Origin of the sequence: Vibrio sp. 10N.286.51.E5 (genome assembly GCF_041469125.1) — a bacterium.
GTDB lineage: Bacteria > Pseudomonadota > Gammaproteobacteria > Enterobacterales > Vibrionaceae > Vibrio > Vibrio crassostreae_C.
Map to the genome: position 1 here is coordinate 21017 of NZ_JBFRJZ010000038.1, position 11252 is coordinate 32268.

At 45.4% G+C, this 11252-nt stretch carries 9 protein-coding genes; 4 read left to right on the plus strand and 5 right to left on the minus strand.

Features of this window, described 5'->3' with window-relative positions; all coding sequences use genetic code 11:
• Positions 1-17: 17 nt before the first annotated feature.
• The 3 genes from AB4161_RS14335 to xsc all read right to left on the minus strand — a co-directional run bounded on the left by AB4161_RS14335 (position 18) and on the right by xsc (position 3725).
• On the minus strand, positions 18-455 hold the full coding sequence (locus AB4161_RS14335) for a nuclear transport factor 2 family protein (RefSeq protein ID WP_372083508.1): 438 nt from the start codon (positions 453-455) through the stop codon (positions 18-20).
• A 264-nt stretch (positions 456-719) separates the two neighbouring features.
• Positions 720-1535, minus strand: a complete 816-nt coding sequence (locus tag AB4161_RS14340) for an FRG domain-containing protein (protein ID WP_372083509.1) — start codon at positions 1533-1535, stop codon at positions 720-722.
• A gap of 378 nt (positions 1536-1913) precedes the next feature.
• On the minus strand, positions 1914-3725 hold the full coding sequence (gene xsc / locus AB4161_RS14345) for a sulfoacetaldehyde acetyltransferase (RefSeq protein WP_004731917.1): 1812 nt from the start codon (positions 3723-3725) through the stop codon (positions 1914-1916).
• Positions 3726-3987: 262 nt separating this feature from the next.
• Here xsc and AB4161_RS14350 point away from each other — a divergent pair, with 262 nt between their 5' ends.
• A complete protein-coding gene (locus AB4161_RS14350) occupies positions 3988-4971 on the plus strand; it encodes an AAA family ATPase (protein ID WP_372083510.1) in 984 nt (327 codons plus the stop codon).
• A 3-nt stretch (positions 4972-4974) separates the two neighbouring features.
• A complete protein-coding gene (locus AB4161_RS14355; protein WP_372083511.1) occupies positions 4975-6696 on the plus strand; it encodes a cobaltochelatase CobT-related protein in 1722 nt (573 codons plus the stop codon).
• A gap of 50 nt (positions 6697-6746) precedes the next feature.
• Here the strand turns inward: AB4161_RS14355 and AB4161_RS14360 are convergent, their stop codons facing one another.
• Positions 6747-7514, minus strand: a complete 768-nt coding sequence (locus tag AB4161_RS14360) for a TSUP family transporter (protein WP_372083512.1) — start codon at positions 7512-7514, stop codon at positions 6747-6749.
• Between the two features lie 71 nt (positions 7515-7585).
• Complete coding sequence (pta, locus tag AB4161_RS14365) at positions 7586-8659, minus strand: phosphate acetyltransferase (protein ID WP_372083513.1); 1074 nt, start codon at positions 8657-8659, stop codon at positions 7586-7588.
• A 154-nt stretch (positions 8660-8813) separates the two neighbouring features.
• Here pta and AB4161_RS14370 point away from each other — a divergent pair, with 154 nt between their 5' ends.
• Together AB4161_RS14370 and AB4161_RS14375 are read left to right on the plus strand one after the other, a co-directional pair.
• Complete coding sequence (locus tag AB4161_RS14370) at positions 8814-9602, plus strand: IclR family transcriptional regulator (protein WP_017064281.1); 789 nt, start codon at positions 8814-8816, stop codon at positions 9600-9602.
• A gap of 93 nt (positions 9603-9695) precedes the next feature.
• Positions 9696-11123 (plus strand): NAD-dependent succinate-semialdehyde dehydrogenase, encoded by a 1428-nt coding sequence (locus AB4161_RS14375; protein WP_372083515.1) that lies wholly within the window; start codon positions 9696-9698, stop codon positions 11121-11123.
• Positions 11124-11252 lie beyond the last annotated feature (129 nt).

Sequence of the window (11252 nt, forward strand, 5' to 3'; positions counted from 1 at the left end):
TGATTTTGGTTTCGTGTCTAGCTCTTGGGAGTGTTGTTAGGAGTCAAAAGAGGTCGTGTTTTACGGAAGGCATTTTTTACGCTGATTTTTCCATCTTTCAGAGTAAACACGTCGACCATGCGAGCTTCGATGATGCTGCCATCCGGGTTCGTAGCAGAAAACGTTGATTCACTCACCGCGCGGTCACCGCACACAAAGTGGACAGGGTCGCTCCAGGCTGCATCTGGAAAGTTCTGCCAAACCAATTCAAAGCTATTGCGAACGGCTTCGTACCCTTCGATAGTGTGTCCAAGTACGCCTTCTCCTGCCACGGTGTGGAAGACACAGTCTTCAGTCATAAACGACATCAGCGCTTCAATATCATGGTTATTCCATGCATCACTAAAAGACTGTAAAAAGGCGGTGTCGACTTGGTTTTCCAGCACGAATGTCGCTGCATTGGTTTGCATATTCATATTCCAGAATCCTTTATGTTTTCGTTATTGGTTTAAATTTCAGTAGCTTTGCGCCACTTTTTTATTAGAGTGTTTAAACTAGATCTGTGAAATTTAACAACTTGATAACAAGCTTCACCGCTCTAACTTCGAGTTACTTTATAAACAATCTTTAAGCTCACAGATTTCATCTTTTTATAAATTAATTAGTGTTCTAATTTTATTTACACAGTCACTCACTAGATTTATACGAGGTCTAAATAAAATAATTAGAAATATTAGACTTTAGTCGAAGTCAAAATCTTGATGGTACTTTCGGCCATACTGCTCAAGCTGGCGATCATGAGTATTAACTTGTAATTCGATATTACCCTCACCTTTATTAATTGCTTGATTACCATCTACATGGGCTTCATTTTTCAAATCAGCCAGTTTCTCTTCAATATATTCTGTCGGTTCATTTAAAACATTCATGGAGGTTAATTCCTTTATCAGGTTTACTTTCGCTGATGGAAGAATATGAACGGACACTAGACCGTTTGAATATTCTTTCTCATCGTACAAAGGCTGAATGGCATCATTGCCACCTTCCTTAAATGGGTGAATGGAATACCACTTATCCTTTTTTTGCTCTTGCTGATCACAATCAGCCACATTGAATATCTGAGTCTTATTGAAGTCACATGGTGAGTTAAAAACACTAACCTTATGATAATCAATGGCTTTAATAATATTGATACAGTCTTTACTTTGGCTATGACATACAGACCACAGCGCATTAATCAGGTTATCTGTCCACTCAAGTAAACGGGTTGGAAACCCCTGTTTCTTGGCTAAACACATCAATAACCAATCGTTTATCTGGTGTGCATTCAACGAATGCCCGCCATAAACTCTCACGGTCGAAAGAAACTCTTGTTCGACACGGCGAATATTCTTTCGATTTGAGCGACCTAAGCTTGGCATCAGATTATTATTTTCATAATCACATACGTTATAAATCAAACCACGATGTCCACTACACTCAACAATGAGTGAATCGATTATTTCATACAGCTCTTCGAGTGAGCTTATATAACGTTTATTTTTCACAACATTCATACAATAAGTCACTTAATTTATATTCGGTAAAGTTAAAGCATTAATAATCACGTTAATCAATGGTTCAATTGGTATCGTTGTAATTATTGAAAAATGATAATAGGTATATATCTTCGTCAAAGATGACCATTTATGGATCCATTAGTTAAGGATCGTACAATAATAATGAGTGACAAAATTTATATAGCTAGAACCACTTATGTACCGATGGAACATTTAATTAGTGTTCTAATGTTTAACTGGAAATTATTGAACTAAGCGTTTACGTTTTTCACCTAAGTCCTTTGCCAATACCCGTTGGTATTGCCCGACCACATTCTCGATAGCACTTTCTCTAACACTCTCGAGATATCTACGGCCGGACAAACTTCCTATGACTTATACGTAATCTTTGTATTTATCTAGGAAACGAACCGGTGTTGATAGTGCATCTCGGCGGAACGGGTCACCCAATTCCTGAGTACACATGATTTCAATGATGGTTGTTTTGCCTTCGTTCATCTGCATGTCGATGGCTTTTTGCAGGGTTGGACCTACATCTTCTAGCTTATCAACCGTGATACCTTCAGCGCCCATAGCTCGTGCGATTTCTGCAAAGCTTTGGTTTTCAAGTTCACCGGCAACAAAGCGTCGGTTGTAGAAGTCGACTTGGTTCTTCTTCTCCGCACCCCATTGACGGTTGTGGAATACCACGGCTGTCACTGGAATGTTATGGCGAACACATGTCATGGTTTCCATCAAGCTCATGCCCCACGCACCGTCGCCTGCATATGAAATAGCGGGGCGATGAGGTGCCGCTGCTTTCGCACCAATGATGGTCGGGAATGCGTAACCACAGTTACCGAAACTCATTGCAGCAAAGAAGCTACGTGGTTTCTCAAAGCGTAAGTAGCTGTTTGCCACTGAGTTGATGTTACCGATATCGGTTGAGACCATTACGTCTTCTGGCATCGCTTTTTCTAGCTCACGCAATACTTGGCGTGGGTGTAAGTATTCGCCACCAGAGAACGGAGTCTCGTGTGAGTTTTCCTCAATCATATCCAAGCTGAAAGAGTCACGTTCGTGTGTCCACTCATCAAGCTCTTTTTCCCAAAGTGCTTTTTCTGTAGCGACGGTATCTTGGCGAGCGCCTTTGTTGTCATCACACAACAGTGCACGACCTTCCAACCTTTCAGATAGAGCAACCGCTGCTGCTTTTGCATCACCACAGATACCAACCGAAATCTTCTTAACCAGACCAAGCATCTTGTTGTCTGCATCAATCTGAATGATTTTCGCGTTCTTCGGCCAGTAGTCCATGCCATGTTGAGGCAAGGTACCAAATGGACCAAGACGTGTACCCAAAGCGATAACCACATCCGCTTGAGCCATCAATTTCATTGCTGCTTTCGAACCTTGGTAGCCTAAAGGACCACACCATAATGGGTGACTAGCAGGGAAAGAGTCATTGTGTAGGTAGCTGTTCACTACAGGTGCACCTAGTCTTTCTGCCAACGCTGCACACTCTTGAACTGCATCGGCCATGACCACGCCGCCACCAGAAATGATGACTGGGAATTTAGCTTCAGCAATCAGGTCTGCCGCTTCATTCAGAGACTTCTCACCACCTGGACCACGGTCTAAACGCGCTGGTTTAGGGATCTCGGTTTGAGTTTCACCGTAGAAATAGTCACGTGGAATATTCAGTTGAGTTGGACCCATTTCACTCATCGCACGGTCGAAGCATCGGCCTGTGTATTCCGCCATACGGTCTGGGTGCGTTACGTGTCCTTGATACTTAGTAAACTCTTGGAACATTGGAAGCTGGTTACATTCTTGGAAACCACCTAAGCCCATTGTTTTAGTGCCTGTCTCTGGCGTCACAATTACGACCGGGCTATGTGCCCAGAACGCAGCTGCAATTGCTGTTACACAGTTACTAATACCAGGGCCATTTTGCCCGATGACTACACCGTGGCGACCCGATACACGAGAATAACCATCTGCCATGTGGGCAGCGCCTTGCTCGTGTACTACTGGAACCAATCGAATGCCAGCAGGAGCAAAGATATCCATTGCGTCCATAAATGCCGACCCCATGATGCCGAACATATCGGTAACATCATTAGCAACCATAGTTTCAACGAACGCTTCTGATGGTGTCATTGTTACTGTGCCGGAAACAACCGTACGTTTTTCTTGCTCGCTCATTCTTCCATTCTCCTTGAGTTAACCAAAATTTCATTTTTCGGAATGAATTGTCTCTTTTTCGAATTCATTTTCACCTTAGTAGTAGAATTTTTGCGCGTCAACTTTTTATATTAAATTGGAACAATTCATTCTAATTAATAAAACTGGATCACATTATTGGTAGTTTTTCGTACAAAAAGTGCCGTTAACTTAACTGGAGCTGTTAATAATCGATGACATATCGCGATAGCAGCGACAAGTGATGAGCTATATAGAGGGAAATATGATGAAAGAGGCGGAATTGGTACCAACGCAGCCGGTAAGCGTGAGAGAACGCTTTGGCATCGACAGCAACCTAACGGTGATGGCATTTGAACACCCGGGTGAATATGTGCCGAAAGTCGACCCAAATTACTGTTTTGATCCTGAAGTGACGTTGGCTATATTAGCGGGGTTCACTTCAAATCGTCGTACATTGATACAAGGCACGCACGGAACGGGCAAGTCGTCTCACATTGAGCAAATTGCCGCGAGATTGAATTGGCCGTGTTTGAGGATCAACCTAGACGGACACTTAAGTCGATTGGATGTCATAGGTAAAGACAGCATCGTCATTAAAGACGGAATGCAGGTGACTGAGTTTAAAGAAGGCATTCTTCCGCAAAGCATTCAACAACCCATCGCACTGGTATTAGATGAGTACGACGCTGGTCGCCCTGACGTGATGTTTGTGATTCAGCAGTTATTAGAGCAAGACGGAAAGTACACCTCTTTAGAGCAAAACCGAGTGATCACACCTCACCCTTCTTTCCGCCTGTTTGCTACCTGCAACACGCTTGGCTTGGGTAACTTTTCAGGTTTGTATTCGGGTACTCAAGTGCTTAACCACAGTCAGTTAGATAGATGGAACATCATCGCCACGCTCAACTATTTAGATCCACAACATGAAACCAAGATCGTGTTATCCAAGCTTCCAGAGCTGAATAATGAAAGTGGCCGACAACTGGTTGAGAAAATGATCGCAACGGCAGGGTTAACGCGCAACGGGTTTCGGGCTGGCGACCTTTCAACGGTGATGTCTCCGCGAACGGTGCTCACTTGGGCTGAAAACATCCAAATATTCGATGATGTAGCCACCGCATTTAGGTTGTCATTCTTGAATCGCTGTGAAGACGAAGAGAAAGAACTGGTTAGCGAATACTATTTCCGTTGCTTTGGTGAAGCCTTGGAAACGCATACTCAAAACTATTCGCACTCGGAGTCGTAAACCATGGCCAATATTTCTTCTCAGCAGAAAAAGATCCTCGATATTGGTGTGTCTGTCGCCAGAGCAATCAGTGGTGAACTCGATCTGAACTATCGGGGAGAACGACTCTATAAAGGCAATAAGCCCTGTTATTACCAGTCTGCCCACACCAACGATCTCACCTTTATATCTCGCCACGAGCTGAAAAACAGTAAGCTTTCGATGCAAGGCAAGATCGATTCATCGGCATTACGACTCTTGCTTTCAGATGCTGATCTTCACTACTCATTGCGACCGAAAAACGAGGTCGAACGTCTGTTATATGACTTCTGCGAGCAGGTGCGAATTGAATCGCAAGTTCCATCTTATCTAAAAGGCGTTACCACCAGCATTCAGTTCAACTTTGCGTATTGGAGCGACCAATATCATCAGAATGGCTTCACCGAATCACGAATAGGCATGTTGCTGTTTACTCTGATGCAAGTCATCCACACCCGCTTAACCGGTGTTCCGGTTTCGGAACCCATTGCTGAGACCATTGAATCGACTCGCGCCGGCATCGTGCCTACCTTCGGTCACAGCTTTAAACGCTTAAAGCAACATAGAACAGACCAAGAACAGTTTGCACACAGTGCCAATGAGCTTGCAGCCCTTGCACAAGAGTTAATCATCCAAGAACAGGAAAGTGATAACTCACCCACACCAACCGTTGAAGAAGACATCAAGCTCCTTGCACAGCTTGCCTTGATTGTTGATGGTGACATTCAAGATCAAGACGTCGATACCGACATCACAGGCAGTAGCAAGGTATTCGAGTTGTCGAGCGCCAATTATCAGGTCTTTAATTCAGAATTTGATCAAGTCATCGCCGCAGACAAACTCGTCAGGCGTACCCTATTACTCGAACTGAGGCAAAAGCTAACCGATGACATCATGGCGAGACAAGTCAACACTCGCCGTTTAGCCGCTATGCTTACTAGCTTTGTTGCCACACCACAGAGGAACCGACGTCAGGACCATTTAGAAGAAGGCATTGTTAACGCCACCACCATCACCAAGCTCGTCACATCGCCATTGGATAGCACTGTCTTTTATCAACCTGACATCGGTACATCTCATCAATGTGCCACCACATTTTTGATGGACTGCTCTGGCTCAATGCAAAAGCACAGTCACAAGCTAAGCCTACTGATTGATACAATTCTCAAATCCGTTGGACTGGCCAACATCCCTTTCGAGATTATTGGCTTTACGACCAATAACTGGAACGGTGGCAAGGTCTATCGGCAGTGGCTTAAACAAGGCCAACCAAAGCACCCGGGCCGCTTAAACGAAGTTCGGCACATCGTGTTTAAGGATTTTGATACCCATTGGAGACGTTCTCGACTTGGCATTGCGAGTCTTCGTAAAGCCGACATCTTTAAAGAAGGGATTGATGGCGAAGCGGTTCAGTTCGCGAGTCATCGATTGCAGCAGCACACCGCCCAGCGAAAGGTTTTGATTGTGTTCTCAGACGGCTGCCCGATGGATACCGCTACCAGTACCGCCAACGATCAGTTCTATTTAGATAACCATCTCAAACAGGTGATTGAACGTGAGTCGACCAAAAACGGTATTGAGATTCATGGTGTGGGAATGGGAGTGGATTTGAGCCCGTACTATCGCAGCAACATCACGTTAGATGTACAAGAGAGCTGCTTGTTTGGGCTATCTAGGAGCATATTTGAGATGCTAAAGCGTGTTTAAACAGGGAAGCTTAGGCTAGCGAATCACTAGCCTCCTTTGTCGAGAATGGTTTACGAGGAGCCAAACAACGACCATGCAGAGACAGCCATCAAATATCCGCCTATCAGCATTAACACCGTAAACACCAGCTTTCTGAGTTGATCATTAGACAACAGCGGTGGGAAACGCCGAGCAAACATTGTGACAAGCGCCACCAGAGGAACAGCAATAGCGGATAACCACAATATGCTCTGTTCCATGTCGCCCGCCGCATAGACATTGACCGTACGGGACATCGACGTACAAGCGAAAACCATCAGCAGTGTGCTTCGCACCAGATCGAGCGAAAAAGGTTGCCGATAGAGATGATAAACAATCGGTGGACCTGCCATCCCAAATAATCCCCCCGCTAACCCAGAGCTAAATCCTGAGACAAGGAAAGATACGGTTGTCGAACGGACCGTTCTAGTTTTAGGTTTAAACATAAAGCTCAAACCAGCGAACAACACCATGGCACCCAATAGCCCTCGTAGGATTTGGGTTGCCGACTCGCTCAACGCGTCCAGCAAGTACACGCCCATCGATACGCCGGGAATAATACCGATGACTAACACCACCAGAATCTTGAGTTCCCCAAGCAGTGGCTTACCCATCAACGCCACCAAGCAATTGAACAAGGTCACAATACTGACCACCGCGGCTATAACGGGTAGGGATACCAAATTAAGGCTGACCGTTAGCCCAATCACAATGATACCGAGACCAAATCCAGTGACAGTTTGGAAATAAGTACCTACCGCAATGGTGGCAAGAATGGCGAGTAAAACAGGTAACTCCATTAGCTATCCTAATTAGGTTATTTGGGGGTAAATATGAGTGCAAGATTCCGCATTAGTTTAAGCAACGAGTGTTAATACCGGAATTCAAACTCCGACTCTTCTCTTTCTTCAACATCAGCTTCAGAGTCAGCCTTAGAGTCAGATGCTTTCCCTTGCTGCGCTTGTACCGCGGTAACGGCAATGACATTAAAGATATCTTCGGCACTACAGCCTCTGGACAAGTCATTCGCTGGTTGATTCAGCCCTTGCAGCAACGGGCCAATCGCAACAGCCCCACCTAGCCTTTCCGCAAGCTTATAACCGATATTACCTGCTTCTAAGTTAGGAAATATCAACACGTTAGATTGACCTTTGACCTTTGAATCAGGCAACTTTTTCGCCGCTATTTCAGTGACAATCGCCGCATCTAATTGAACATCTTGGTCTACAGCGATTCCCGGGCAACGCTGTTTAACTATCTGCGCAGCACTGCGCACCTTGTCTACCGACTCATGTTTCGCGCTACCATTGGTAGAGAATGAAAGCATCGCCAACTTAGGCTCTTCCATTAACAATGCCTCAGCACTTTGAGAAGCGGCTACCGCGATTGATGCCAGCTCGGTTTCAGTGGGGTTAATCACCAAACCACAATCGCTGAAAATCATACCGCCTTTAAGATTATGGAAAGGCTCACACAGCATCATCAAGAAGAAACTCGACACCAATTCGCTGTCCGGTGCAGGGCCGATAATCTGCAGCGCAGCTCGCACCACATCAGACGTGGTATAAACCGCGCCATTAACTGTGCCGTCTACCAGTCCTTCCCTTACCATCAAATTGGCAAAAACAAGTGGATCTTGAACCAGCTCTAGGGCGTCATCATAAGTCATGCCTTTAGCTTTTCTTAATGTATACAGCCGCTCAGCGAGCACTTCTTTGAGTGACGACGCCTGTGGAGAAACAATATGAATGCCAGCGAGGTTAATGTGGTGAAGTTCTGCAGCAGCGATGATCGCCGATTCATCGCCCACAAGTGTGATGTGAGCGAGCTGTTTATCGATTGCTATTCTTGCAGCAGCTAGCACTCGCGGGTCCTCCGCTTCACTCAAAACAACGCGCTTACGATCTAAATGAGCTTTATCAATAATCCGTTCAATCGCCTTCATCTTAAAATTCCATTTATTGAGATCAATTGTTCCATAATTTATATTTATATTATTAGAATAATAAAAAAGGTCAAATTTTATTCAGATAATTGAAGAATAATGATTTGGTATGTACACTCTTAGGCATAGACATATCGCAAGGATGAATCACTGTATGCAAACAGAAACACCGCAAGTTCAAGGGGATACACCGACCCTCCGACTTTTTGCACTATTAGAGGTGATAGCGCAAAAAGACGAGTTTATTTCTCTGCAAGGTTTAGTCGAAGAGACCGGATTGCCAAAACCCACGCTGCACCGAATGCTTCAACAGTTAGAAGCGGCGGGCATCATTCAAAGAGATGGCGACGAAAAGCACTACAGCTCAGGTATTCGACTCAGAAAACTTGCCGAAAACCTACTTTTGAATAGCACCATGCACAGCGCGCGACGCACTATCCTTGAGAACCTGAGAGCAGAAGTCGGTGAGAGTTGTAACCTGACCGCTCTTTCAAGTGGCGAAATCATCTATCTCGATCGTGCCGAAACTGAAGCCCCCCTTCGCTTTCACCTGCACCCCGGCTCTCGCGTTCCCGTGCACTGCTCGGCTACCGGCAAACTGTTTTTAGCACACATGTCTAAGTCGCAGCGCAGACGATTAATTGAAAATGTGCCGCTGACTCAATACACAGTAAACACGATTACCGACTATTCGACTCTAGAGAAAGACATTGAAGAAGCGAAAATCCAAGGTTTTGCTATTGATGATGAAGAGTTTTTACCAGGCTTAGTCTGTATCGCTGTGCTGATACCCTCACCAACAGGTCAATCAAACCTAGGCCTAGCGATACAAGCACCTGTGATTCGAGTGAAACCGGACGAAGCAATAAAATTCTTGCCCGCACTTCAAAAAGCAGCAAAAGCATTAGCGAAGATAGAAGCAGACAACTGGGCGCAAGAATAACCTTGGCAGGCTAAAGCGAATCATCAGCACTGCATAGACATCAACTCAATAACAGCACCAACACGTGTTAAGTAATCATCAAGAAGGAATCACATGCTAGAAATTAATAACCAGCGCTTACTCTCTTTTATGGTGACAGAAGCGAATAACGCGGTTGCCGTGACCAATCCAGCAACGGGTGAACTCATCGGGCACGCACCGGTATCATCAGAAACAGAGTTAGCGAACGCGATTGAACAAGCTCATGTAGCGCAGAAAGAGTGGGCAAAAATTCCTGCTAAATCTCGTGCTGCACTGCTTCATCGCTGGCACCAGTTGATCCTTGAAAACAAAGATGACCTTGCTCGAATCATGACAATGGAACAGGGTAAGCCGTTAGCCGAAGCGACAGGTGAAGTGGTGTATGGCGCGAGCTTCATTGAGTGGTTTGCAGAAGAAGCGAAGCGCACTTATGGTGATTCCATTCCGAGCACAGTTGCAGGCAAACGCTTGGTGACCATCAAGCAACCGATCGGAGTGGCGTGTGCGATTACGCCATGGAACTTCCCTATCGCAATGATCACTCGTAAAGCGGCTCCTGCCTTAGCTGCCGGTTGTAGCTTTATCGTGAAACCTTCAGATGAGACACCGCTTTCTGCGTTTGCTGTGGTTGAACTGGCTTATCAAGCGGGTATCCCTAAGGATCTACTTCAAGTGGTGCTTGGTGAAAGCCCTGAACAAGTGGGCAACCTATTCACTTCGCATCCGTTGATCAAAAAAATCTCTTTCACTGGCTCTACTCGAGTGGGCAGTATTTTGATGGCTCAAGCAGCAAAAGGCATCAAGCGCACCTCTATGGAGCTCGGCGGCAATGCACCTTTTATTGTATTTGACGATGCTGACATCGATGCAGCCGTTCAAGGGGCAATGGCGTCGAAGTTCCGTAATGCAGGCCAAACATGTGTCTGTGCAAACCGATTCTACGTTCACAGTAAAGTGTACGATGAGTTTGTGGCTAAATTCGATCAAGCGGTTCAACAGCTTAAGATTGGGAACGGTTTAGATGAGGGTGTCACGATTGGCCCTGTTGTCAGCCTGAATGCGAAGAACAACATTCAAGCTTTGATAAACCGAGCGATTGAACAAGGTGCTGCGCCTGTCACGCCAACTCAGGAGCTTAATGGGCTTTTCATTCAGCCTGTTGTTCTTAAAGATGTAAAACACAGCATGGACATCGTTCAACAAGAGATCTTTGGCCCAGTCGCGCCTGTGATGAAATTCGACACGGACGAAGAGCTTATCGAGATGGCCAACGATACCATTTATGGATTAGCGTCGTACTTCTACAGTCAGAACATTCATCGAGTATGGAACATCGCAGAGGCACTTGAGTACGGTATGGTGGGTATTAATGATGGCCTGATCTCAACCGAAGTCGCGCCTTTCGGTGGCGTGAAACAATCAGGTATTGGCCGTGAAGGTGCGAAAGAAGGCATCGATGAGTACATGGACATTAAGTATCTTTGCTTTGGCGGAAAATAAGGTTGGTAGTAACTAAGTTCTGGCAGTGATTAGGGCTCGGAAATAATTAAGTCTTAGTGAGCACTAACCTGCCCCATTCTCCCCCCTTCCCACCACAAAAATGAATCAAAAAAAAGGTTCATCGCGGCT

What these genes read in the sequence shown, in the direction of transcription:
- AB4161_RS14335 (WP_372083508.1), bottom strand. Translation starts at nt 455, where the DNA reads ATGAATATGCAAACCAATGCAGCGACATTCGTGCTGGAAAACCAAGTC.
- AB4161_RS14340 (WP_372083509.1), bottom strand. Translation starts at nt 1,535, where the DNA reads ATGAATGTTGTGAAAAATAAACGTTATATAAGCTCACTCGAAGAGCTG.
- xsc (WP_004731917.1), bottom strand. Translation starts at nt 3,725, where the DNA reads ATGAGCGAGCAAGAAAAACGTACGGTTGTTTCCGGCACAGTAACAATG.
- AB4161_RS14350 (WP_372083510.1), top strand. Translation starts at nt 3,988, where the DNA reads ATGATGAAAGAGGCGGAATTGGTACCAACGCAGCCGGTAAGCGTGAGA.
- AB4161_RS14355 (WP_372083511.1), top strand. Translation starts at nt 4,975, where the DNA reads ATGGCCAATATTTCTTCTCAGCAGAAAAAGATCCTCGATATTGGTGTG.
- AB4161_RS14360 (WP_372083512.1), bottom strand. Translation starts at nt 7,514, where the DNA reads ATGGAGTTACCTGTTTTACTCGCCATTCTTGCCACCATTGCGGTAGGT.
- pta (WP_372083513.1), bottom strand. Translation starts at nt 8,659, where the DNA reads ATGAAGGCGATTGAACGGATTATTGATAAAGCTCATTTAGATCGTAAG.
- AB4161_RS14370 (WP_017064281.1), top strand. Translation starts at nt 8,814, where the DNA reads ATGCAAACAGAAACACCGCAAGTTCAAGGGGATACACCGACCCTCCGA.
- AB4161_RS14375 (WP_372083515.1), top strand. Translation starts at nt 9,696, where the DNA reads ATGCTAGAAATTAATAACCAGCGCTTACTCTCTTTTATGGTGACAGAA.